The 24,324-nt window shown below is 59.5% G+C and carries 22 protein-coding genes; 14 read left to right on the forward strand and 8 right to left on the reverse strand.

What is annotated here, in order from left to right; translation table 11 throughout:
* Nucleotides 1-89: 89 nt before the first annotated feature.
* Nucleotides 90-263, reverse strand: coding sequence for a CsbD family protein (locus O9H32_RS21470; protein WP_269868177.1), 174 nt, complete (start codon nucleotides 261-263; stop codon nucleotides 90-92).
* A 234-nt stretch (nucleotides 264-497) separates the two neighbouring features.
* On the opposite strand from O9H32_RS21470, the gene O9H32_RS21475 reads away from it, so the two are divergent.
* The 6 genes from O9H32_RS21475 to O9H32_RS21500 all read left to right on the forward strand — a co-directional run bounded on the left by O9H32_RS21475 (nucleotide 498) and on the right by O9H32_RS21500 (nucleotide 4,820).
* A complete protein-coding gene (locus O9H32_RS21475) occupies nucleotides 498-821 on the forward strand; it encodes an MGMT family protein (RefSeq protein ID WP_269868178.1) in 324 nt (107 codons plus the stop codon).
* 38 nt (nucleotides 822-859) lie between these two features.
* Nucleotides 860-1,315, forward strand: coding sequence for a hypothetical protein (locus O9H32_RS21480; RefSeq protein ID WP_269868179.1), 456 nt, complete (start codon nucleotides 860-862; stop codon nucleotides 1,313-1,315).
* Nucleotides 1,316-1,495: 180 nt separating this feature from the next.
* The gene (locus O9H32_RS21485) at nucleotides 1,496-2,842 is read left to right on the forward strand and encodes an FAD-dependent oxidoreductase (protein WP_269868180.1); all 1,347 of its coding nucleotides are present in this window, start codon (nucleotides 1,496-1,498) and stop codon (nucleotides 2,840-2,842) included.
* A 113-nt stretch (nucleotides 2,843-2,955) separates the two neighbouring features.
* Entirely contained in the window at nucleotides 2,956-3,738 is a 783-nt protein-coding gene (locus O9H32_RS21490; RefSeq protein WP_269868181.1) for a threonine/serine exporter family protein, read from the forward strand.
* A complete protein-coding gene (locus O9H32_RS21495) occupies nucleotides 3,735-4,169 on the forward strand; it encodes a threonine/serine exporter family protein (protein WP_269868182.1) in 435 nt (144 codons plus the stop codon). Before O9H32_RS21490 ends, O9H32_RS21495 begins: the two co-directional genes overlap by 4 nt.
* A gap of 12 nt (nucleotides 4,170-4,181) precedes the next feature.
* Nucleotides 4,182-4,820 (forward strand): TVP38/TMEM64 family protein, encoded by a 639-nt coding sequence (locus O9H32_RS21500; RefSeq protein WP_269868183.1) that lies wholly within the window; start codon nucleotides 4,182-4,184, stop codon nucleotides 4,818-4,820.
* Nucleotides 4,821-5,169: 349 nt separating this feature from the next.
* Here O9H32_RS21500 and O9H32_RS21505 read toward each other — a convergent pair whose 3' ends face one another.
* The gene (locus O9H32_RS21505) at nucleotides 5,170-5,793 is read right to left on the reverse strand and encodes a TVP38/TMEM64 family protein (protein WP_269868184.1); all 624 of its coding nucleotides are present in this window, start codon (nucleotides 5,791-5,793) and stop codon (nucleotides 5,170-5,172) included.
* A gap of 428 nt (nucleotides 5,794-6,221) precedes the next feature.
* Here O9H32_RS21505 and O9H32_RS21510 point away from each other — a divergent pair, with 428 nt between their 5' ends.
* The 4 genes from O9H32_RS21510 (at nucleotide 6,222) to O9H32_RS21525 (ending at nucleotide 9,500) form a co-directional block, all read left to right on the forward strand.
* Nucleotides 6,222-7,019 (forward strand): transporter substrate-binding domain-containing protein, encoded by a 798-nt coding sequence (locus O9H32_RS21510; protein WP_269868185.1) that lies wholly within the window; start codon nucleotides 6,222-6,224, stop codon nucleotides 7,017-7,019.
* Nucleotides 7,020-7,065: 46 nt separating this feature from the next.
* Entirely contained in the window at nucleotides 7,066-7,719 is a 654-nt protein-coding gene (locus O9H32_RS21515; RefSeq protein ID WP_269868186.1) for an amino acid ABC transporter permease, read from the forward strand.
* Nucleotides 7,719-8,453, forward strand: a complete 735-nt coding sequence (locus O9H32_RS21520; protein WP_269868187.1) for an amino acid ABC transporter ATP-binding protein — start codon at nucleotides 7,719-7,721, stop codon at nucleotides 8,451-8,453. Before O9H32_RS21515 ends, O9H32_RS21520 begins: the two co-directional genes overlap by 1 nt.
* A 192-nt stretch (nucleotides 8,454-8,645) precedes the next feature.
* On the forward strand, nucleotides 8,646-9,500 hold the full coding sequence (locus O9H32_RS21525) for a copper amine oxidase N-terminal domain-containing protein (protein ID WP_269868188.1): 855 nt from the start codon (nucleotides 8,646-8,648) through the stop codon (nucleotides 9,498-9,500).
* A gap of 231 nt (nucleotides 9,501-9,731) precedes the next feature.
* Here O9H32_RS21525 and O9H32_RS21530 read toward each other — a convergent pair whose 3' ends face one another.
* From O9H32_RS21530 to O9H32_RS21545, 4 genes are all read right to left on the reverse strand, one after another.
* The gene (locus tag O9H32_RS21530; protein ID WP_269868189.1) at nucleotides 9,732-10,499 is read right to left on the reverse strand and encodes a class I SAM-dependent methyltransferase; all 768 of its coding nucleotides are present in this window, start codon (nucleotides 10,497-10,499) and stop codon (nucleotides 9,732-9,734) included.
* Between the two features lie 224 nt (nucleotides 10,500-10,723).
* Entirely contained in the window at nucleotides 10,724-11,515 is a 792-nt protein-coding gene (locus O9H32_RS21535) for a Cof-type HAD-IIB family hydrolase (protein ID WP_269868190.1), read from the reverse strand.
* A gap of 326 nt (nucleotides 11,516-11,841) precedes the next feature.
* A complete protein-coding gene (locus O9H32_RS21540; RefSeq protein ID WP_269868191.1) occupies nucleotides 11,842-13,413 on the reverse strand; it encodes a catalase in 1,572 nt (523 codons plus the stop codon).
* A gap of 265 nt (nucleotides 13,414-13,678) precedes the next feature.
* A complete protein-coding gene (locus O9H32_RS21545) occupies nucleotides 13,679-14,398 on the reverse strand; it encodes a 3-ketoacyl-ACP reductase (RefSeq protein WP_269868192.1) in 720 nt (239 codons plus the stop codon).
* Nucleotides 14,399-14,561: 163 nt separating this feature from the next.
* Here O9H32_RS21545 and O9H32_RS21550 point away from each other — a divergent pair, with 163 nt between their 5' ends.
* Together O9H32_RS21550 and O9H32_RS21555 are read left to right on the forward strand one after the other, a co-directional pair.
* Entirely contained in the window at nucleotides 14,562-15,524 is a 963-nt protein-coding gene (locus tag O9H32_RS21550; RefSeq protein ID WP_269868193.1) for a Gfo/Idh/MocA family protein, read from the forward strand.
* 15 nt (nucleotides 15,525-15,539) lie between these two features.
* A complete protein-coding gene (locus O9H32_RS21555; RefSeq protein ID WP_269868194.1) occupies nucleotides 15,540-16,526 on the forward strand; it encodes a Gfo/Idh/MocA family protein in 987 nt (328 codons plus the stop codon).
* Between the two features lie 88 nt (nucleotides 16,527-16,614).
* Here O9H32_RS21555 and O9H32_RS21560 read toward each other — a convergent pair whose 3' ends face one another.
* Nucleotides 16,615-17,373, reverse strand: coding sequence for a VCBS repeat-containing protein (locus O9H32_RS21560; RefSeq protein WP_269868195.1), 759 nt, complete (start codon nucleotides 17,371-17,373; stop codon nucleotides 16,615-16,617).
* 181 nt (nucleotides 17,374-17,554) lie between these two features.
* On the opposite strand from O9H32_RS21560, the gene O9H32_RS21565 reads away from it, so the two are divergent.
* Nucleotides 17,555-17,974 (forward strand): hypothetical protein, encoded by a 420-nt coding sequence (locus O9H32_RS21565; protein ID WP_269868196.1) that lies wholly within the window; start codon nucleotides 17,555-17,557, stop codon nucleotides 17,972-17,974.
* Between the two features lie 16 nt (nucleotides 17,975-17,990).
* Entirely contained in the window at nucleotides 17,991-22,898 is a 4,908-nt protein-coding gene (locus tag O9H32_RS21570) for a DUF4132 domain-containing protein (protein ID WP_269868197.1), read from the forward strand.
* Between the two features lie 126 nt (nucleotides 22,899-23,024).
* On the opposite strand, the gene O9H32_RS21575 is transcribed toward O9H32_RS21570, so the two are convergent.
* Nucleotides 23,025-24,323 carry a purple acid phosphatase family protein gene (locus tag O9H32_RS21575; RefSeq protein WP_269868198.1) on the reverse strand — a complete coding sequence of 433 codons (1,299 nt, stop codon included), beginning with the start codon at nucleotides 24,321-24,323 and terminating at the stop codon, nucleotides 23,025-23,027.
* Nucleotide 24,324: the final 1 nt, after the last annotated feature.

Below are 24,324 nucleotides of genomic sequence, written 5' to 3' on the forward strand. Positions count from 1 at the left end.
TAAACCAACCTCTGCCAATATCAATCCATTTTTATACAGGAAAAAGCCCCCAAACCCGCAGGCTGGGGGCCGTATCCGCTCGAGTACGGCTATTCTTTGAGCTTGCCGATGCCTTCCTGCACTTCGCCTTTCAGCTTGTCCAGTTTGCCTTCGGCTTGAAGGGATTTATCGTCAGTGGCGTTGCCGATCTGGTCTTTGATTTCACCTTTTACTTTGGAAACGCCGCCTTTGATCTTGTCACTGAGTCCTTGTGTGCTGCTCATCGTTACCATCTCCTTCAAGTAAGGTTGCTTCTTATTACCCGGCCCAGGGGGAGGCTAAACGAATCCCCTGGGATTCCGTTCCATTGGGGGCAATGCCGTGACTGCAGGATGCGGGAGGAAGTGGGAAATAGGGATGGGAGCTATGGTAGAATAGGATTACAGAGCCACCGGCTAACCTCGGCTGAGGGGTATAGAAGCGCAGGCGAGGTCTATACAAGAACGGGAGACGGCGGAATGAATCCTTATACCGAGAGAGTTATCGGAATTATCAAGGAAATACCGGAAGGAACCGTGATGACGTACGGGCAGATTGCGGCTTTGGCCGGCAGCCCCAGAGCAGCGCGGCAGGTCGTCCGTATCTTGCATTCGATGAGCAGGGCCCACCGGCTTCCCTGGCACCGGGTGGTCAATGCCAAAGGGGAGATTGCCATGCGGGACGAGGAGTCGAGGGAGAAGCAGAAGCTTTATTTGGAGAGCGAAGGCGTGGAAATGGGCCCGGGCGACCGCATCGACTTGGAGCGGTACCGGCATGAGCCGGGGGAGTTTGCGTTGGAATGAACTATAACCACCCCGAGTGGGAACGGAGGGCGGTCCTGATGAATGATACTTATCGCCGTACATTGTGGGGAGTTGCTTATGGACTGGTGGCCAGTGTTATCTTCAGTCTATTTATTGCCGTATTGGCTAATGGGTTGGCTGGAGGGGGCGGTGCGGAGGGATGGTTCTGGTTTTTCGGCGGGTTAAGTATTCCTTTGTGTATTACACTCGGGATTGCCGGTTACTTTCACGCCTTTCAAGCCCTGAGTAGATCAAAGTTCTGGTTCTTATGTGCTTTCATTGGTTTTATCAATGTGTTATATATGGGAACTGCCGGCGCGATCATGGGAAGTTCTCTTGCATTTGGCGGGCTCCGCCAAGTGAATGTCTCCGGTTATTGGGTATGGGGCCCAGTCTATGCGATCTGTTGTTTGCCGCTATCCACTGCGGCCGCCGCGTTTCTCCTGAGCGCGTTCCGGAATTTTTTGAAAATCCGGGGACTGCTGCAGGAGTGAAAGATATCCTCCTGGCACGTACCGATTGCAATCGTCCTAACCTCTCCCCCTTTCCAGGGGAGGGGTTATTTGCCGTGGTCCTCCGTGTCCTTAAGAGTGCTTTAGAAAGCACATGGACTCCGCATAGGCTGGTAAAATATTCATGTTTATGGAAGCCAACCGGAGATGGAGGAAGCATAGGTGCAGGAATCGGTAGCACAGGGGCGGCTCGGCCGCCGGGCTGTCGTCATCGGCGGCAGCATTGCGGGAATGCTCTCGGCCCGGGCGCTCTCGGGGTCGTTCGGCGAGGTGGTGATTGTGGAAGCGGGCGAACCGCAGGAGGGCAAGACGCCGCGCAGGCGGGTCCCGCAGGGGCATCACTCGCATCTGCTGCTGATGAGCGGGCAGCAGGTGCTCGACCGGCTGTTCCCCGGGTTCACCGGAGAACTGGTCGCGGATGGCAGCGTGGTGACGGACTTCATCGGGGATATGGCATGGTATCAAGCCGGGGCGTGGAAGCGGCGCTTCCGCAGCGGGCTGGAGGGCCTGCAGCAGACCAGGCCCTTCCTGGAGTGGCATATCCGGCGGAGGCTTGCCGCGGATTGCCCCGGCGTCCTGTTCCGGTACGGCACCGCCGCAGAAGGGCTTCTCTTGTCTCCCGAAGGCAAGACTGTGCGCGGCGTGAAGCTGCGGGAGGAATCGGGACGGGCGGAGGTGCTGGAGGCGGACTTCATCGTGGATGCAAGCGGGGCGGGTTCGAAGACGATGGAGTGGCTGACGGGCAAGGAAGATGCCGCCGGGACGTCGGAGAACATCCACATCGGTCTGTGTTACGCTACCCGTTATTACAAGCGGCTGCCTGAAGAACACGCCCCGGGGTGGAAGAACTTGCTGATCTCCGCCCGGCTGCCGGAACTGCCCAGCTTCGGCGTCATCCTCTCGTACGAGGACGGCAAGATGGGCGTGACGCTGGGCACCTACCTTGGAGAGCCGGCGGCGACCGAAGAGGCATTCCTCGATCTGGCGAGTGCGCTCCCCCAGCCGCATATCTATGACTTCATCCGGGACGCGGAGCCGCTCGGCGGGATCAAGACCTGCCGGATTCCGGCCCAGCAGCGGCGCAGGCCGGAGCGGATGGGGCATCTGCCGGGCCGGCTGGTGATGCTGGGCGATGCCTACTGCCGGTTCGATCCGATCTATGGGCAGGGGATGTCCGTCGCGGCGATGGAAGCGGAGCTGCTGCAGGGGCAGCTGGCGGGAGCACAGGATGCCGGCGGGCTGGATACGCTACACCGGGAATACTACCGGAAGCTCGTCAAGCTGACGGATTACCCGTGGGAGACGGCCTTGACGGAGGCGTTCCGGCATCCCGCGATTCCCGGCCGGAGGCCGCCGGGCCTGCGGTTCAAGCAGTGGCTGACGATGAAGATCTACCGCGCATCCGCCAAGGATGAGACGGTGTATAAGAAGCTGGTGCAGGCGATGAACCTGACGCACTCCGCGAATATATTTTTCCACCCCTCGGTGCTTGTCCGTCTCCTGAGGTGAGGGGGCTGCCTTGAAAGCTCCGGCTCCTTATACTATACTTTTGGAAACCAACTAACGGACGTAAGCCGGGACGGGAGGACCGCCCTTTGGCTGCTGGCTAGGAGATAACACCTATGGATCAGCTACTACAATCCAATCCCGCCCAAGAGGTCGTGCAGGTCTGCCTGTTAGCCGGCAAAATCATGCTGGAGAGCGGCGGGGAGACGTACCGGGTCGAGGATACGATGGCCCGAATCGCGGACGCCTTCGGCATGCCGAACACCCACAGTTTCGTGACGCCTACCGGAATCATCTTCTCGGTGGAGGGACCGGGGCAGACGACCCGGCTCGTTCGGATCTCGGAGCGGTCCACGGACCTGCGCAAGGTTACGGATGTCAATGCGGTCTCCCGCAGGATCAGCAGCGGGGAACTCACGGCGGCCGAAGCCTACCGGGAGCTCGAAGGGATCGATGCCGCCGGGCCGAGGTATCCCGTCAGCTTCAAGATCGCAGCTGCGGCGATTGCCAGCGGCTGCTTCCTTATCATGTTCGGAGGCGCGTGGCGTGACTTTGTCCCGGCCCTGCTGTCCGGCGGAGCGGGACTTGCGTTCCTGCTCTACTTTCACAAGCTGGTGCCGATCAAGTTCTTCGCGGAATTCCTGTCCTCCCTGCTGATCGGCTGCCTGGCCTTCCTCTTCCTGAAGGCGGGGATCGGCCGGGATCTGGACAAAATCATCATCGGCTCCGTCATGCCGCTCGTCCCCGGGCTGCTCATTACGAATGCGGTCCGGGACCTGATGGCCGGCCACTTCGTCTCGGGGCTGTCCAAGGGGGCGGAGGCGTTCCTGACCGCCTTCGCGATCGGAGCAGGGATCGCCTTCGTGTTCGCTTTCTTCGGCGGGGAGGGAATCGCATGACGATGCTCGAACAGCTCGCCACCAGCTTCATTGCCACGGCGGCCTTCGCGATCCTCTTCAATGTGCCGAAGGGGACACTGCTCCAGGGCGGGTTCGTCGGTATGCTCGGCTGGGCCCTGTACCTCACGTTCCTGGAGGTGCCGGTGGATCCAATCGTAGCGACGCTCTTGTCCTCCTGCTTCGTCGCCGTGGTCTCGCAAGTGTTCGCGAAGGTCTACAGGACGCCCGTGATTGTCTTCAGCGTCTCCGGCATTATCCCCCTGGTTCCGGGGGGAATGGCTTATGATGCGATGCGCAACGCAGTGGAGAATCAATACGATCTGGCGGTGCCCTTGGCGGCCAAGGCGTTCATGATGTCCGGGGCTATCGCGATCGGGCTCGTATTCTCGGAAGTGATCAACCATCTCATCCGCCGATGGCGGCAGGGATAACGGGAGGGTGGCATGATCCGCAAACTGGGCCTCGGCATCGTTTATGTGGGCATAGCGTATTTATTGTACTTGTACGGAAGCCGCATCCTGGACTGGATGCAGGGAGCCGACAACCTTCTCTTGGTCATCCTCGCGGCTTCGCTTATGGCGCTATTCCCGGTGATTCCGTACCCGGTGGTCGGCGGCGTGATTGGCGCGGCCTTCGGCCCGCTGCTCGGCGGTGCCGTCACCTGGACAGGCTCCACGGCGGCATCCCTGCTCATGTTCCTGTTCGTGCGCTATGGGTACCGGGAGTGGGGCGAGCGGCTGCTGCACGGAGGCAAGGGTCTCGATAAGCTGACGGCAGCCTTCGAGCGTAACGCATTCCTCTCGATTCTGTTCACACGGATGATTCCCTTCGTGCCGTCGATCTTCGTCAACGTCTATTGCGCCTTGAGCCGGGTGCCGTTCTTGACGTATGCCGCCGCGTCGGCGCTGGGGAAAGTGCCGGCCATGCTGCTGTTCGCCTTGGCGGGGGACAATCTGGCGAGCGATCCGAAGCGTCTGCTCGGCACGCTTGCGGGATATGGGGTGTTCCTGGCCGTCATGGCCGGACTCAACCGGTTGTGGAAGCGAAAGCAGGGGCTTCCGGTGGGGAAGCCGGGGGCGTAGCAGCGGAGATAGCCGCTGTAAGATAAAGTGGAAAGAGGATACCTGGAAGCCGGGGAGGCGGCAGGTATCCTTTTTGGCGTGGATGGAACGCGGGAGGCCGGCGGGAAAGAGAACGGAATGTTCCCCGGGGAACAACATTTATGGTATAAAATGGGTTAATCAGCTGCTGTGAGGGGTAATAGAATGCGTATTGAAACGAATTCTGTATACATAAGCACAAGATTGCTGTTCTGTACCCTGGTGAAGGTAAGCAGGAGTCTTCTACGGCCAAGAGAAGAGGCAGCACAAGGTCCATCTCCCAAGCTGCGGTGGTTCTGACACGCTTTACCCTTCGGTCCCGCCAGCCCGGTCATCTGGCTGAACGCCGGCGTACGAGCAGGACCGGAATCACCGCAAGCAGCAGAACCGCTGCCAGGCCCGGAAGCAGGGCGGGGCTGAGACCATGGGAGAGGCGGTCGCCCAGGAAGCTGTAGGCGAAGGTCACGGGAATCGTACCGAGTACCGTACCGGCCAGGTAAGGTAGGAAGCGGATCGGAGAGAGGCCGGCGGCGAACGAGATCAGGTCGAACGGAACGACGGGAATCAGACGGAGCGAGGCCACCGCGAGGAAGCCTTTGCGTGCCAGACGCTCCTGCCACTTCCGTATGTTCCCTTCGGGCGGCCGGATGAAGCGGGTTCCATAGCGGCGGGCCAGCAGGAAGACGAGCATGGAGTCTCCAGTAAAGCCAAGAATCGTGTAGAAGGTGCCCCAGAGGGGGCCGAACGCCAGTCCTCCGGCGAGACATAGCACGGTGGCAGGGAAGAAGAAGAGCGGCCTTACCGTATATACTGCAATATAAATCAAGGGCGCCCAAATGCCGAAGCTCAGGATCGCATCCCTGACCCCTTGGGGGGTGAAATGAAAGTAATAGTGGTTGATCAGCCACAGCGATACGGCCGCGGCGAGCACGAGTGCGAGTCTAAGCATCTTCATAAGTTCTGCCCTCCGATCCAAATCATAGCGGTGCCAGTCCTACTATCCCCAGATAATCCATATTATAACGGGGCGGCTCAAGGGATACAGGTGGTCGAAGGGGAAGCTCAAGGGATATAAGGAATACAAAAAGAGGGGTTGATAGATGAAGCGCTTTCTTTTACACTAATGGAGGACGAATCCATCATCTGGTAGCCATAGGGCGCTAACTCACACGGCAAATGGAGGAATGGCGTCATCAATATTGACACATGGTTAGTTATGGACTAGAATGGGTTCGTTCATGTTAGATAACTTTACAAGAAGGTCGGAGGCACGGAAAGGGCTGTATGATAAACCTTTATCATCTGCCCGAGAACCTTGGCGTACAGCCAGGGGCTGCGTGTTGTCCGCCGTACATTGTTTAATCCAGAGGAGGTCAAATGTTTATGAAAAAATTAGGGTCCATTCTACTCACCACCGTACTCGCGCTTTCGCTTGGTGCCTGTGGTTCGGCCGATAAGACGGCAAGTACGGACGGCGCGCAGCAGGGCGCGGGATCGAAGAAGTACGTATTCGGTACGGATGCCACGTACCCTCCGTTCGAGTTCGAGAAGGATGGCAAATATATCGGTATCGACGTGGAGCTCATCAATGCGATCGCCAAAGAAGAGGGCTTCGAAGTGGAACTGAAGCCGATGGACTTCAAGGGCATTATTCCTGCGATCACCGCCAAACAGCTCGACGGGGCGATTGCAGGCATCAGCATTACCGACGAGCGCAAGCAGGTTGTCGCACTCTCAGAGCCTTACTACAAGGCGGGACTGTCGCTGGTCGTGCGTGAAGACAACACGGTAATCAAGGGGCCGGAGGATCTGAAGGATAAAGTCATTGCGATCAAGAAAGGAACCACGGGCGCGAAGCAGGCGGACGAACTCGCGAAGAAGTACGGCGCGAAGGTCAACTACTTCGATGACAGTCCCGCTATGTTCCAGGAGGTCGTGAACAAGAATGCCGATGTGACCGTAGAGGACTATCCGGTCGTTTCTTACAAGATTGCCGTGGACCCGGCTTCCAAGCTGAAGATCGTAGGCGACCGCTTGAACGGCGACTTCTACGGTATTGCTGTCGGCAAGGATAATGCCGAGCTGCTGAAGAAGGTCAACGACGGGCTGAAGAAAGTGAAAGACAGCGGCAAGCTTGACGAGATCATTAATAAGTACATGAAGGAAGACGCCAAGAAATAGAACAGTCTGGAGAAAGGACTTCCTATACAGAAAGGACTGGAATTCGTTGACGTCTCCGTGGCAAATCATGCTGGATGCCATCCCCGTATTGCTCCAAGGCACGCTGATTACGCTTAAAATCGTATCGATTTCACTGGTCATCGCGTTCGTGATCGGTCTCATCTCGGGACTTATGAGTACTTCCTCCAATCGGCTCTTACGCATTCCGGCCATCTTCTACGTCGATCTGATCCGGGGGACGCCGCTGCTCGTCCAGGTGTTCTTCATCTACCTGGGCCTGCCGGTGTTCCTCGATATCCGGATTCCCGCGGAGGTCGCCGGCGTGGCCGCTATCTCGCTGAATGCGGGCGCGTACATCTCGGAGATCTTCCGCGGGGGGATCAATTCGATCCACCGGGGCCAGATGGAAGCGGCCCGATCCCTTGGGATGAGCAAGTACCTGACGATGCGGCTGGTCATCCTGCCGCAGGCGATCCGCCGGATGACGCCGGCCTTTGTGAATCAGGTCATCGTCAGCATCAAGGATACATCGCTTCTATCGGTCATCGGGATCCGGGAGCTGACGCAGAGCGGGGAGATCATCATCGCCGAGAACTTCCGCGCCTTCGAGATTTGGGGCGTCGTCGGGATCTTTTACTTCATTATCATCTATGCCTTGTCGTGGGTAGCCCGCAGGCTGGAGAGGAGATTTGCGGCCTAATGATCACCGTTCGGAATCTAAAGAAGAACTTCGGAGCGGTCGAGGTACTGAAGGACATCTCGACCACCATCCAGGAGCAGGAAGTCGTCTGTGTGATCGGGCCGTCGGGTTCGGGCAAGAGCACGTTCCTGCGATGCTTGAACCTGCTGGAGGAAGTCACCTCCGGTACGGTTCTGATCGGCGAGACCGAAGTGACTTCCCCGAAGACCAATATCGACGCCCTGCGCGAACAGGTAGGCATGGTGTTCCAGCACTTCCACCTGTTCCCCCATCTCACCGTTCTCGAGAATATTATGCTCGCCCCGAAGTACGTCAAGAAGCGCGACAAGGGGGACAATGAGAAGCAGGCGATGGAGCTGCTGCGCAAAGTCGGCTTGGAGGCGAAGCGGGACGAGTACCCCGACCGCCTCTCCGGCGGGCAGCAGCAGCGGGTAGCCATTGCCCGTGCCCTGGCGATGAACCCGCGGGTGATGCTGTTCGACGAGCCGACCTCGGCGCTCGACCCGGAGATGGTCGGCGAAGTGCTGCTCGTCATGAAGCAGCTCGCGCGCGAGGGGATCACGATGATCGTCGTGACCCATGAGATGGGCTTCGCCCGGGAAGTAGCCGACCGCGTGATCTTCATGGACGGGGGCTACATCTTGGAGGAGGGACCTCCCTCCGCATTGTTCGATGCGCCGAAGCACGAGCGGACGCAGGCGTTCCTCGGCAAGATCCTGAAGTCGGGCGCGTAGGCGGCGCGGCTTTCACGGTTCTAACCTGTGGCAGGCCCCTTTCTTCCTTGTGGAGGAGAGGGGCCTGCTGCCGTTGGGGGGAGGGATACAGGAACGTTCGTCCTTCAAAACCGGTTGCTATCGGGCCTGTTGTGATTTACACTAAATAGGTATATTGCCTTTATATGGATTACATTATGAGGAGGATGACCTGTGAAAAAACGGAACACGGCAGCGGTGGTCGGTGTTCTTTCCCTAACTCTCACCATGGGGATGGTAGTCGGGACGTATGCAGACGAGGCGATTGCCGAGATTACGGCTCATGTGAACAAACGAATGACCCTGCAGGTAGACGGAACCCAAGTGAAGCTTGCCGATGGGAAAGAGGAGCTCGCCCCGATCATTTATGAGGGGCGGTCCTATGTGCCTGCAAAGCCGCTGGCCGAGGCTCTCGGGGCACAGGTGCGCTGGGATGAGGAGACGGAGCGTGTCATCATTACTACAGCCGACAAGGGGGCGCCTGCCGGGGAGCAGGGAGAACCGGAGGCCTCTGCTACGGACAAGCCGGCAGAGAAGACGGCCGGCGGGATCCCCGTGACGTACCCGGCGGATACCGAACCGTCGAAGATTTATGACGAATACAAAACGATGGCGAGAGAAGGACTTACCGTCTATATCTATGCACTGGGGACGGCGGACATGGACGGGAAGCTGAAGGATTTTGTGTACAAATACTATCCTGAGGACCTAGCGGCGGACAGTCCCGAGAAGATATATCAACGGGCAAGCCGTGGCTTGGAAGTGACGGGGGGTCAGCTCCGGCCGGCGGATATCCGGAAGCAGATGGAGGATGCCCTCGCAGCGGTGAGCTCCCGGGAGTTCCCGGATAAGTCTTCCGGGTATGATGCGCAGAACGGCCTGACGCTGCATTATCAGGTTCAGGCTGGCAGTGACAAGGATTCCTTGTATTCAGTGGAGATCAAGTTCGTAAAGGAAGGCAATGAGTACAAGTTGAGCGATCTGGTGTTCATTGGAACCCTGGAGGCAAAGGCTGTCCCGGCGGGATAGTGAGGAGGCAGACATTGTTCGATGCGACGAAGCGCGAGCGGACGCAGGCGTTCCTCGGCAAGCTTCTGAAGTCAGGGGTGTAATGAGGCAACCTCGGTTTTAACCTATGGCAGGCCCCTTTCTTCGTATCGGAGGAGAGGGGCCTGCCGTCGTTCCGGAAGGTCGTCACTGACTTCAGAAGCTGAGGGGTTTGCCCGAGTCAGGTCAGGCAGTCGGATCCGGGAGACCGGGCTATGCGCGGAATGCTTCGAAGGTGAGGGCCTGTCCGTGACGGGCCGGAGGCTTGCCGTACTGGTAACCGGCGGACACGGTAATCTTCGTGAATCCGAGCCGTTCCAGGATTATCTGGAACTCTTCGACACCATACCAGCGCAGGGCGAGCCGCTGGAGCTCGGTGGAGAGGAGGGCGCCGCCGCGCCACTTGTCGTACCGGAGATACGTCACATAAGTTTGACGGAACAGGTCAGCTTCTACGATCCGGCTTTCCATCGTGATCACGTCCCCGTCTGGAAGGTGGAAGGTGGAGATACCTGTCCGGCCGGTCTCTAAGCTATGGGGTTCAGGTATTTCCAAGTCGATAATCAACCGGCCGCCGGGCTGCAGGTGGTCGTGGAAGCGCCGGAGCACTTCGACCGATTCTTCCCGGTCTTCGATCAGCAGGAAAGAGCCGGCAGGCACGATGATCGCCTCGTATAGATAGGGCAGGGAGAGCTCCTGCAGCTCCCCTTCGAAGAGACGTACGTGCAATCCCCGCTCCTCGCAGTGCTGGCGGCAGGCAGCGAGCATCTCAGGGGAGGCGTCGATCCCTTCCACCGCAAGGCCTGCTTCCAGAAGGGGAATCAGCAGGCGTCCGGAGCCGGACATCGCTTCGAGAATGCGCCCTCTGGAGGAGCGAAGCCGCTCCCGGTAGAACTCGAGGTCTCCACCGATCGACTTCCCGACCGGCTTCGTCAGATTGTAGACTTCCGTGCATAATGTTCCATAAGCGCCAAGGCTCATTTGGGTTGCCTCCGGTCGATTGGGATAGGAAGAAGATGATGATAAGTCTATGATATGGCTGTCCGGTGCCGGGCCAGTAGGGGAAGAATGGTTCATAATGATACTTCCCGCCTTGCGGGTCGTACGGGATCCAGGCCGAACCCACCCGAACACGAAAGAGCCCTGCCTTGGAGAGGAACTCCGGGGCAGGGCTTGTCTGGTCTGCGGTTCGCAGATAAGGGATGCTACGCGCGGCTGACCGCGGGCAGCAGGCCGGCATGCTCCAAGCCTTTGCGGATGCCGCCTTCGTCGACGTGGGCCGTCACGAAGTCCGCGTAAGGGAGCAGCTCGGGGTTCGAGTTGCCCATGGCGATGCCGAGGCCGACGTAGGACAGCATCTCCTTGTCGTTGAGGCCGTCGCCGAACGCTACGGCTTCCTCCGGCGGGATGCCCAGATGTGCCAGGAGCGCCTGAATGCCCTGGGCCTTGGATCCGCCCTTCGGCAGCACGTCCATCGCGGACGGATGCCAGCGGACGAGCTGCAGATCCGGGAAGGCGTCCTGGTAGAGGGCTTCTTCTTCGGCGCTGCAGTGCAGGAACGCCTGGTAAATATCCGCCGTCTGCCAATAGTCCGGATCGTAGCCGGGCTGGTTCACCTTCAGCGATGCCACCGAGTCGAAGACGTGCTGGTGTTTCTGGCTGTTCGTGAAGAATGCTTCATGGCTTTGGAATACCAGCGCATGGTTGTTCTTCGCCGCATGCTCGACGAGCAGCTGCAGGCTTGTCTTCGGGATCACGCGGGAGTAGAGCGCTTCTCCCTTATATACGACGTATGCACCGTTCAGGCTGACGAACGATTCGAGGCCGAGCTGCTCCGCCAGAGGGCGGAAGAAGTAGGGGGCCCGTCCGGTAGCGATGACCGGCTCTACGCCGCTTGCTTTCAGTTCGCGGACGGCGTCGATGGTGTCCTGCGGAACTTCTTTGTGCTCATTGACAAGCGTACCGTCGATGTCAAAAAATACGATCTTGTAAGACATAAAATCCACCCTTCCGTGCGCCCGGGGCAGGCCCGGCGGCTCTTTGTATATATGGATGTCAATCCAGTATGGTTTCTCTTGGTCATCATACACCGGGAAGCAGGGAGGAGCAAGGGGGGCGGGGGGATATGGCCCCAGGAGGACCTGCAAGGGGAAGAAGCCCCTCGCTCTTGAACGCTAAGGAGGCAGCGCGTGGACTGCGAGATCAGGGGCGGACGCCGGCACCCGTCTGCTGCCCCGTTCCGTCCGGCCTCATGCCCAAAAGCCGCAAGCAACCGCTTGCGGCTTTTGGCTGAATCTTGTGCAGCCCGTCAATAAGGCCCGGCTTAGCGGCCTTGGTCTTCTGCCCGGGCCGGATCGGCCCCGCTGGTCTGCGGGTTCACATCCCCGCCGGCCTGCCGGATGGCTTCCGCCACGCGCCGGCCGTAGTCTTCGTCCGCTTGCGTGAAGTAGCCGATCATGCGCTCCTGGATATCGGCCCTGCAGCCAGCCAGCGCCCCGCCCAGATTCGCGATGAGCTCCTCGCGTTCCCACTCCTCGAATGCGCGGTACGTCTTGCCCGCCTGGCCGAAGTCGTTCGTCCGTTCGATCTTCTCCCGGACGAGCTTCGCGTTATAGTGCGGCTCGTGCTCCTTGCCGCTCTTCGGCGCTTCCTTCAAGCCGCCGAGGGAGGACGGCTCGTAGTTCACGTGCGGGTTCTGCCCCGGCGCGCGGTCGACCTTGTACTGCATCTGCCCGCCGCTCTGATTCGTCGCCACGCGCGACTTCGGCGCGTTGATCGGCAGCTGCAGGTAGTTGCTCCCCACACGGTAGCGCTGCGTGTCCGAGTAGGAGAAGGTGCGGCCCTGCAGCAGCTTGTCGTCGGAGAAGTCGAGCCCGTCGACGAGCACGCCCGTACCGAACGCTACCTGTTCCACCTCCGTGAAGTAATCCTCCGGATTGCGGTTCAGCGTCATTTTGCCCACAGGCAGGAATGGGAATTGATCGGGCGGCCACAGCTTCGTCGGGTCGAGCGGATCGAAGTCCAGCTCCGGATGCTCCCCGTCGCTCATGATCTGAACGCAGAGTTCCCACTGCGGGTAGTCGCCCTTCTCGATGGCATGGTACAGATCCAGTGTCGCATGGTTGAACTCGGTGGCTTGGATGGCGCTGGCTTCCTTCTGCCGAAGGTTCTTGATGCCCTGCCCGAGCGGCTCCCAGTGATACTTAATCAGCACACCTTCGCCTTCCTGGTTCACCCATTTGTATGTATTGACTCCCGATCCCTGCATCTGCCGGTAGTTCGCCGGAATGCCCCAAGGCGAGAAGACGAATGTCACCATATGCGTCGCCTCCGGGCTCAGCGAGACGAAGTCGAAGAAGCGTTCCATGCTCTGCGCATTCGTCAGCGGGTCCGGTTTGAAGGCATGCACCATATCAGGAAACTTGAGCGGGTCGCGGATGAAGAAGATCTTGAGGTTGTTGCCGACGAGATCCCAGTTGCCGTCTTCCGTATAGAATTTGGTCGCGAACCCGCGCGGGTCGCGAAGCGTCTCGGGAGAATGTCCGCCATGGATTACGGTAGAGAAGCGCACGAATACGGGCGTCTGCTTGCCGGCTTCCTGGAACAGCTTGGCGCGGGTATACTTCGAGACGGGCTCGTCCCCGGCTGTGCCGTAGGCTTCGAAGACCCCGTGGGCTCCGGCGCCGCGGGCATGCACGACACGCTCGGGGATCCGCTCCCGGTCGAAGTGGCTGATCTTCTCGAGGAGATGGTAATTCTCCATGGAGGTCGGACCGCGGTTGCCCAGCGTCCTTGTATTCTGGTTATCGGTGATCGGGTGGCCCTGGCGGTTCGTCAGCGTATTGTCCGCAGATTGCGGAGTGGATCCCTTCTGATTCTCGTTCGCTTCTGTCACTAGTCATACCACCTTTCGCCCAAAAGGGAGGAATAGGATAAAGAAGCAGCCCATGTATTGAACCGTGTTCAGCCTACATGAAACAACCTATTCACCGAAGGAGACAAACATGACTTGGAAATCAAAAAGGCACCCGAAGGTGCCTGGGACACGGAAATCAAAAAAGGCACCCGAAGGTGCCCCAGACTGTGGTGAGTCCCTTCGGGTGCCTGATTAGCCGGCTGCTGCACTCCTGCAGCAGCGGCCTGGGTGCCACACGATCCGCTTACTGCGGGTTGGTCGTCCAGATGCCGGCGGCTTTGACGAACACGCGGGCCGGCAGCTTCAGGGTGGCGAGGATGAGTTCGGCCACGTCCTCCGGCTGCATCATCCGGTCCTCGTCGCCGATCGGCAGGCCTGCGTTCGTGGCGAGCTCCGTGTTCACGGTGCTCGGCGTCAGCGCAGTGACGCGGATATTGGACTTGCGCACCTCCTGGAAGAGGGACTCGGTGAAGCCCATCACGGCGAACTTCGACGCACAGTAGGCCGAGCCGGTCGCGAAGCCGCGTTCTCCCGCCGTGGAAGCAATGTTGATAATGCTGCCGCTCTGCTGCTCGAGCAGGGTAGGCAGCACGGCCCGCGTGACATAGTAGGTGCCGAGGAGGTTCGTGCGGATAATGCCTTCCCACTGGTCGGGGTCCATCTCGGCTACTTTGCCGAAGCTCGCGATCCCCGCATTGTTGATGAGAATGTCGAGGGAGCCTAGCTGCGCGATCAGACTGCCGACAGCGGCTTCCACTTCGGACCGGTTCGAGATATCGGCCGAAGCATAGTAGACGTTAACCCCATAGGTACCCGAGAGCTCGCTCTTCAGCGTTTCAAGATCTCCTGTGCTCCGGGAGATGAGACCGAGGTGCACGCCTTCCTTCGCCAGGGCGACAGCCGCCGCTTTGCCGATTCCCTTGCCTCCGCCGGTGATAATCGCTGTTTTGTTTTTGAGTTCCATACCGAACCACTCCTTCATTTCGTTGGTTTCCTTCATTATTTTACCATGTTCTTCTATACATTGCCTTGTCGCTCCCGGAACCAACTTCTGCTACAATAGATTCATATGAATAATGAAAACGTGTGCATTAGGAAACCGGACACAATCAAGGAGGAGCATGACGATGGGCAGCAAAGTGAGATGGGGCATTCTCGGGTATGCGAGAATCGCGAAAACGTCGGTTATTCCGGGCATCCTGAAGTCGGAGAACGCAGAGCTGTACGCGATCGCTTCCGGCGATGAGGAGAAGCGCCAAGAGGTGCGCGATACCTACGCGGGAACGAAGGTATATGAAGGCTACGAGCAGCTGCTCGACGACCCGCAGGTGCAGGCGGTGTATATTCCGCTGCCGAACTCCATGCACAAGGAGTGGGCTATCGCAGCCATGAATCGGGGCAAGCATGTGCTCTGCGAGAAGCCCATCGCGCTGAACAGCGCAGAATGCGGCGAGATGATCGAAGCGGCAGAGAACAACGGCGTGTACCTGATGGAAGCGTTCATGTACCGCTATACCGACCGGGTGCGCAAGCTCCAGGAGCTTGTACGCAGCGGCGAGATCGGGGAGATCCGCTACATCCACTCGGCCTTCCGCTTCCTGCTGAACCGCCCGGGTACGATCAAGATGCAGCCCGGACTCGGCGGGGGTTCGCTGTATGACGTGGGGAGCTACCCGGTCAACTTCATCGGGATGATCACCGGAGAGACGCCGGAGTCCTGCGTATCGCAGAGCGTCTTAGAGAACGGGGTGGATGTCCTGTTCTCCGCCGTCCTGAAGTACAAGAGCGGCATTGTGGCGACGATCAACAGCGGGTTCAATGCGTTCGGCCAGATGAATTCGGAGATTGTCGGCACGAAGGGGCGGATCGAGATTCCCGATACGTTCCTCGGGACGGCAGGGAAGATTACGGTGGTTACGGAGGAGGGCAGCCGCCAGATTGATGTCGCGGAATCGGACCGCTATACCTTGGAGGTGGCGGACTTCTCCGCTGCGGTGCTGGAGGGACGTCCTCCGCTGTTCCCGCTGGAGGAGACCCGCCGCAACATGCAGGTGCTGGACATGCTGCTTGCCAGCGTGAAGCCCGTGTAGAAGGAGGCGAAGCCCATGGCAAAGCATAGGCTTGTCCTCATCGGCCACGGCAATATCTCGCATTCGTATCTCTCAGCGTTCGCTAAGGTGCCGGGGGTGGAGATCGCCGGTGTGGTCGGGCGGACAGCGGAGAAGGCGGCAGCGTTCGCGGCAGGGCATGGCATTGCCGTCTCGGGCACGGAGCTCGCCGATGTGGCGCGGCGGTCGGAAGCGACGGCCGTCGTGGTCTGCACCCCGAACGCGGCGCACTATGAGAACGTCATGGAAGCCTCGCGGCTCGGTCTGCACTGCCTCTGCGAGAAGCCGCTGCATATCTCTCCGCAGAGGCAGGCGGAGATGATCGCGAGCTGCCGGGAGCACGGCGTGAAGCTGGGCGTCTCCTATATGCGCCGGTTCATCAGCCATATGGGGTACATCAAGGAGCTGATCGACTCCGGCGCCCTGGGCCGCATAACTGTTGTGGACGTCACGATCAAGCACTGGCGCGAGCCGGCCTACTATGATTCGTGGCACGGCACGTACGAGCATGACGGCGGCGGGCCGTTCATCCAGCAGGGGAGCCACATCATCGACCTGGCGCTGTGGATGTGCGGCGGCTGGCGGGAGGTGCTGGAGGCGAGGCGATTCAAGGCGTACCACCAGATCGAGACGGAGGACCATGGGTATGCGCTGCTGCAGTACGGGAACGGCGCGGTTGGCATGATCGAGGCCTCCACGGCGAGCATGGGGATGAAGAAGGAAACTCTCGAGATCTCCGGCACGAAGGGCAGCATTGCGGCGAACTACCACGAGATCCTCGCGTGGGAGGTACCGGGTCTCGCGAAGCCGGCCATGGCGGGAGACTCGCCGAATCCGGTGCTGTTCGAGCGGCTGGCCGCCGACTTCGTGCGCGCGATCGAGGAGGACCGGCCGCCGTTCATCGACGGGGAGTCCGCGAAGACGGCCACGGAGCTCATCACGGCGATATATGCAAAGGCGGGCGAGCCGGTCGTACTCTATTAGACCGGCCGCACCCGATAAGCTTCGGAGAACCGGCCATCACCGGGTTCCGGAGCTTTTTTTGTAGTGGGGCAAGCGGCGGAGAAAGTGGCTAATAGTGCGCGATCAGCTTAACCGGAGGGATGGCCGCCGACAACCGGGAGGAATGGAACGCGGTTCCGTTCCAAGTCAGCAGGTTCTGGACATAACCCAGCGTATCCGCATTATAGGTGCCGATGATCCGCTGCAGGGCCATGAGATCGTAGCGCATGCCCCCAGGGTCCGTAACGATGGGATACAGCGCACCGAGAGCCAGCACCTCGCCCTGGACCGGCTGTTTCAGCTGTCCATCCTCCCGGTAATACGGCGACAGGTATTCGGCCCCCTTATGGCTGATATCCAAAGTGAAGAGCACATCCAGCTGGGGACTTCCCACGCTCACCTTATACCCGTTCTCGTAGTTCACTTTGAACTTGGAAGTTTGGTTGTATTTCTCGGCATCGAATAACTCCCGCAGCCTATGATCGCGGAAAGAGTACAGATAAGCGTTGATATATCCCCCGCTTCCTCCGGAGTCGATCGTGACCAGGATATCTGCGGTCCGGTCCCCGGTGAAGTCCCCCAGGAGCAGCCGGGCACCGTAGCCTGCGTTATTGCGGAGATTCACCGTTGTTCTGTAATGGGTCCTTCCGTCTTGGATGACGAGGGTGATGCCGTCTGCGAATCCGGATGGTTCTTGGGACTTCGTACCGTACAAATAGACGGTATCCGGTATGCCGTCCCCGGTGACATCCCCCTGCTTGACGGCCAGTACGGCGGGATGGGTACTTCCAGCCGGCGGCTGTTGGTAGCTGCGGTACTGCCAGCTCATGTACATGACCTCCTTATAAGATGGTAACCTGTCATCATCCTATGCGGCTGCCCACTCCGTGGTGTGGAGCTTAGGGGGAGGAGGCACATCTATACAGGGGAGCGGGTTCCGGAATATAATGGATTATTGGTTGAATTATAGAAACAGAGCACTTCGGTAGGGAAGCGGGAACGGAGGATGTATGAGAATTTTTGTTACCGTGAAGAGCCTGGCCAAGAGGAAGAACTACTTGGAGAAGGTAGAGATTGTGCTGGAAGAAGAGCCTCACACGTTAAGAGAGCTGCTTACCGCGCTGGTGGTGCAGAATGTGAAGCGCTTCAACGCATCCGCGGCGGAGACCCCGCTGGTTCACTATCTGACGGCGGATGAGATCGATCTGCAGCGCGGTGTGGGCAAGGTCGGATTCGGCACGAAATACAATGAAGCGGCTGCGAAGGAGCAGGAGGCCGTCGATACGGCGATTCTGGCTTTCGAAGACGGACTATACCGCGTATTCATCGATGAAGAGGAAGCGGAGAGGCTGGACGATCCGCTGCATGTGAACGACGGAGCGGATATCGCTCTGATCAAATTCACCATGCTGGCAGGACGATTGTGGTGACTGGGGGAGAAGCACGATGACAGAGGAACGTATCAACACATTCGAAGCATGGGAAGGCCGGGCAGCAGCCCTGTCCGGTTCGAAGCGAGATCTGGCGCTTGCCATCATCGCCGAAGTGAAGCGGACAGGCTATACGGGCCATGATTATCTGAACGACGCGAAAGAAGCGCTGCAAGCTTTGGCAGAGGGGGACGGCAGCCGGCTGCTTGACCCCTTGATAGAGCTGGCGGGGGAGCTGCTCGGTTCCTACGAAAGAGACGTGATGGCTTATATCCTGGCCCACCAGGCGGAATATCCCTACACGGTGGGGTATTACAGGAGGCCGCTGCGCACCACCGAGATCGGAGTGCATAGGGATGGCGCGATCCAAAAGCTGGTTGACCTGGCGAAGCTGCATCACAAGGGGTTCCGTATCCTGGATTATTTGACGGCGCCCTCCGAGGAGCTGCACCGCCATGGTGTCATCAGCGACATTCTCGCTTATGAGCTGGACCGCGGGAATGATCAAGTGCTGGCGGCCGTCAAAGACATCCTCTTCGGGGATAACAACACGGCGCTGCTCAACCGGCGGATGATCAAAGGCCTCTTCCTCTGCCATCTCCCGGAGGCTTATCAAATGATGGGTGACATGCTGATCGCCGCCAGGCTCCAGGAGGGTCTGAGACAGAGCATCGTGGAGACGATGGACGAGGGCACACTGGATGCGATGGTGTACATGCTGGACATCATCGTGAAGAACGACTTTGGCCGGTTCAGCTCTGTGGAGAGGGCGTTCAATGTGTGGACCGGGCTTGGGCTCGGGTCGGCACAGAGCCGGGTGCTCAAGCTCAGCCTGGAGTATGCTCGGCAGTGCCTGGCCGACGAGGAGCTGTGCGAAGCGTGGTCCCGGAGCAGCGACGTCCTGAAGCTGTATATCAGTTTGTGGGCCACGGGGATGCGCGACGAAGCGAAGATTCCGGAGCGGATTCACTGGATCTTGAACCAGGGGGAAGTGTACCAGAAGGCCGCCGCCCTGTATTACTTGGACCAGAGCCAGAACAACGAATTGAAATATGAGGTGGCCCGGCATCATCTGGATGAGACCGATCCGGAGCTTCAGGCGCTGCTCATTACCAATTACGCCTTCCGGGTCCGATTCTGGGGGGAAGAAGGACATCCGATGGAGTTCGAGCGTACGCCGAGCTTGGAAGATGCGGAGGAGCGCAGGAGGCAGTTCGGCCTGCTGAAATCGATGCTGCTCGCTATGCCGCAGAAGGAGATGAACTTCCCTTCGCGCGTGTTCGAGTGGCTGTGGGTCGTTCATTCCACCGATGACATCGCGAGGAAGCTGATGTATCTCGCCGCCTATGCCCTCGAGACCGAATTCGTCGAGCAGCTCATAGCACTCCAAGATCAGGTTAGTCCCGATGTCCGCGATGATGTGTTGAAGCACTTGGTCAAGGACTTCACCCAGCCCGTTCAGCGGGCGTTCGTCTTCGAATGCTTGGCCGACAAGAGCATGACCATCCGGGAAACGGCGCTTGCCAAACTCAAGAAGATGAAGCTCGCGCCCTCCGAAGTGGAGATCGTGGAGGGAATTCTGAAGCTGAAGACAGGAGCGCTCCGGCAGAGCGCAATCACGATTCTGCTGGGGCTTGAGCCGTATGAGCTGCGGGAATCCCTTGAACGGCTTCTTGGCAGCGGCCAGGAGCTGCAGCGGCTCGGGGGGCTTGAAGTGCTCTGTCAGGTGAAGGAGGACAAGGAGCGCCTGGGCTCATTCGGAGACATGGCTACTCTGACTGCCCTGGTGCAGCAGCCGACGAAGAAGGAACGCACGCTGCTGGGGCGGCTGAGCCAGCAGGAAGAGCATGGGCTGCGCGACGGCTTTGGGTTATTCGACCCGGCCGCCGACCGGGAGCTGAAGCCGATGCCCCCTTGCCCGGACACCGGCGTCCGTTCGTTCTTCACTCTGTCCGCCGAGCGGATTAAGGCATTCCTCGGGGCCTTGTCCGAGCTTGTTCATGAGCACAGGGAGCACGAGTACGAGGTATCCTGGTATTCGGGGGGCAAGGAGTCGGTACTGGTTGGCACCAAACTGTCCCACAAGCGGTATTTCCATGACATGCAGGAGGGGGAGAAGCGGATGGACGGCTACCCCCTTGCCGACGTATGGAACGGCTATTTGGCCGGGAGCGGCTTCGGGGCCGAAGAACTCCTTCAGACCGCTTTTTACTGCCGGCACCATGATGACTTGTACCGGTATTATACGGGCAGCCTGGAATATTGGAGAGAGGACCGCTATAAGGATATCGATACGTGGGGCAAGCCCCTCATGGCCGAGCTCTACCCGGTGGATACGCTGGTTGAGATGCATGCTTATCTGGAGAAGCTCGCGTACGCTCCCCAGGTGCTTGAGCTGCTGGAGGTTTATGTGGAGGACAGCGAGGCGGCGGCGCGGTTCGCTTGGGCTGGTCAAGTGATGAATCCGATCGTCCGCCGCTTGGAGGAGGAAGCAGGCCGTATTCCTGAGGACCAGGGGTACACCCTGCAGCTGTTCGCTTATCCTTGGCTTGGCTGGCTTCGCCAGACAGCCTCAAGCGATGCCTCCTTTGCGGAATACTTTGCCTACGGCTTCAATCTGTATGCTCTCTCGGGCTACTATGCCTTCCAGCCGGATACCGAAGAGCTCGCCCGGGCCTATGAGCTGGGTCTGGTCAGCGAGGAAGAGATATACCAAGAGTGCATGATCCGCAAGGGCAGCGGGCGGCGGATTGGGGACCTGACGGAACCGAAGCTGGACATCGTACAGAAGTATCCGTCGCTGGCCCCGCTGAAGGAGCGGATGGTCCGGAGAATTCTGGATATCGAGCTCAACCGGGGAGACCTGGCGACCGAGGTGACAGGGCTCGCGCTGAGTATCCGGTATATGGAGGGCATGGACGACTTTGTGGCCCTTCTCTCGAGACTGGACCGGGAGTCCTTCATCCGAGGGTACATCTACGGCGGCGGGGAGAAGACCACCAGGAAGGAAAGTTTCTCTTATTTGCTGCGCATCTGCCACCCGAAGGAAGGGGAGGACGAACAGCACCTTCGGGAGAAGCTACAAGGCCGCGGAATCACCGAGAAACGGCTGCTGGAGGCGGCCATGTATGCGCCGCAGTGGCTCGATATCGTGGCGAAGCACCTGAAGTGGGAAGGGCTGCGCAGCGCCGCCTGGTATTTCCATGCGCATATCAACGAGACGTTCTCGGCAGAGAAAGAAACGATAGTGGCGCATTATTCCCCTATTGCCTCCCAGGATTTCAATGACGGGGCGTTCGATGTGGAGTGGTTCAAAGAAGCCTACCGCGAGCTCGGCGGGGAGCGCTTCGGTATTCTGTACGACTGCGCGAAGTATATCTCGGCGGGCGCCAATCACCGGAGGTCGCAGCTGTTCGCCGATGCGGTGCTGGGCCGCCTGGATGCAGGCGAGATGAGGGAGTCTGCGTTGTCCAAGCGCAACAAGGACCATCTGCTCTGCTACAGCCTGATCCCTCTGGGAGACTCCCCTGAGCGCGAGGGAGAGCTGCTGCGCCGGTATGAACTCATTCATCATTTCCTGAAGGAGAGCAAGAAGTTCGGAGCGCAGCGGCGGGCGAGCGAAACTAAGGCCGGCGGGATCGCGCTGGACAATCTGGCGAGGAATGCGGGATACCCGGACGTCATCCGGATGACCTGGGATCTCGAAGCCAAGAAAATTCAGGAGATGCTGCAGGATCTGGAGCCGCAGCCGCTGGACGACTTGACGGTCCGGATAGCCATTGACGATGAAGGCACAGCCGAGCTCGAGGTGACCAGCAAAGGCAAGGTGCTGAAGTCGGTCCCGGCGAAGTATAAAAAGCATGAGCGGATCCTGGAGCTGAGGGAGAAAGCGGCCGAGCTCCGCAGCCAGTACAAGCGGGCGAAGGAGGAGCTGGAGCGTTCGATGACCGCCGGAAGTACGTTCACGGGAGCCGAACTCGCAGGCCTCATGACAAGCCCCGTGATTGCCCCGATGCTCCGGGCCCTGGTGTTCGAAGCGGGCGGCCGGCTCGGATTCTACGGAGAGGGTCTGCTGGAGGATCCGCAGGGAGTGAAGCATGAGATCGCCGCACAAGACGAGCTGCGGATCGCCCACCCGGTTCATCTGCTGGAGAGCGGGTCCTGGAGCACGTATCAGAAGCATCTCTTCGACCGGGAGATCCGCCAGCCGTTCAAGCAGGTATTCCGGGAATTGTATGTGCCGAATCCGGATGAACTGGCGGCAGGCACGCTCTCCCGCCGGTATGCCGGGCACCAGATCCAGCCCCGGAAGGCCGCCGCGCTCTTGAAGTCCCGGTTGTGGACGGCAAGCTACGAAGAAGGCCTGCAGAAGGTGTACTATAAGGAGAACATCATCGCCCGGGTCTACGCGCTGGCCGATTGGTTCTCTCCTTCCGAGGTGGAGAGCCCGACGCTTGAGACCGTCGGATTCTTCCATCGCCGGACCTATGAGCCGCTCGATATCGCCAGCATCCCTCCGCTGATTTTCTCGGAGGTCATGAGGGATGTGGACCTAGTGGTCAGTGTGGCCCATGCCGGCTCTGTCGATCCGGAAGCTAGCCTCACGACCATTGAACTTCGGAGGGTCATCGCGGCCGAGTCGCTGCGTCTGCTCAAGATCAAGAATGTCCGGCTGGAGGGCAACTTTGCGTTGATTGCGGGGAGCCTCGGGGAGTACAGCGTGCATCTCGGCAGCGGGATGGCTTACAAGCAGGCTTCGGGAGCCCTCTATATCATCCCGGTTCATGCCCAGCACCGGGGCCGGATCTTCCTGCCGTTCATGGATGAAGATCCGAAGACGGCCGAGATCTTGTCCAAGATTACGATGCTCGCGCAAGATACCAAGCTGAAAGATCCGAGCATTCTCGCGCAGATTTCTTCGTAAGACAGTGTAAGTTCAAGTTCATAACCGTATGCAGTCCATCGTAACGCCTTCCGCCTGCTCTTGCAGGGGAAGGCGTTTTTTTAATAGATAAGAATTTATATCTCACCAGGGTTCGATCCTGTACTCTTATCTATCCCATAAACGCGCATCGTCCTTAAAGGACGATGCGCGTTTATCTTGGTGCCGCAGCACGGCCTCATCGAGCTTCTTCCCGTCGATGTCGTACGCCTGATAGGTAAGCGTATCACCGCTTATCGTGATGCCGGCGAACATCGGCTTCCCGTTCTGGAAGTGCACCGCATGGTAGAACTGGTCGTCCTTCTTCTCGTTGAACTTCGTGCCGGAGGCGTTGGTCACGACATAGACTGTGCCTGCACGGTCCACTACCGGCTCGTCCGCGGAGCCGGTGACCTTGCCGCCACGCAGCGGATAGGAGCGCGAGTACTCGTGGTTGTGGCCCTGCAGCACGAGATCGACCTGGAACTCGTCGAGGACGGGGACCCACTGCTGCGCCTTCTTGTACGTATTGCCCCCGTAAGCGCCGCGGTGCATGGCGACGATCTTCCACGGCTTGTCGGTCGCCGCCAGATCTCGGCGCAGCCACGCGGTCTGCCTGTCCGTCTTCGACTCCGTATTGAGGACGGCGATATGGACGGCGCCGTAATCGAACGAGTAGTTCGTCCCGGGAGCCGGGCCGTCCGCCCCGTTCGCAGGGAGGACGAAGTGGGGGAGCAGCCGCTCCGCCCCGCCGTCGATCTCGTCATGGTTGCCGGTGACCGGCATGAGCGGGACCCGCCGCATCCACCGCTGCGCCTTCCCGAAGAACTGGTCCCAGGCCGCTTCATCCCCGGGATCCTCCGTCAGGTCCCCGTTATGGACGATGAACCGGGCGTCCGGGAATAGGGAGAATGCGCGGTCCAGCGTCTGGCCCCATACGGCGAAGTCCGCCTCCGTCACCCCTTGGGAATCCGTCACGTTCAGGAACGTGACCTTCTCCGCCCCGTCCGCTTCCGTCGTGAAGGAGGCGGACTCGCTCCAAGACCCTTCCGCTCCGCTGCCCACCCGGTAGGTGTACGTCGTTCCCGGCTTCAGGCCGGTCACATTCACCTGATGCGAGCCCTGGGTCTCGCCGTCCGACGTCTTCACCGGTAACGTTACGCCCGTTATGCTCCGTGCGGTGCTGCTCTGCAGCGCATCCTCTTCCGCTCCCTCGGCGATCCGGACCACGGCCGCGCCGTCCCGATCTGCCGTGTACCAGGCGAACCCCCGGCTAGTCCGGGCGTCTCCGCTGACCGTGGTCACGATGGACTTCGGCAGGCTTCCGTTCTCCTCGCCTCCTGCCTTCCGCCATTCGATCCCTATCCACACGGCTGCGAGCAGCAGGCCGGTTCCGGCCAGCCACAGCCAATCTCTGTATCGCTTCATT

Source organism: Paenibacillus caseinilyticus, from assembly GCF_027533645.1.
GTDB lineage: Bacteria > Bacillota > Bacilli > Paenibacillales > NBRC-103111 > Paenibacillus_G > Paenibacillus_G caseinilyticus.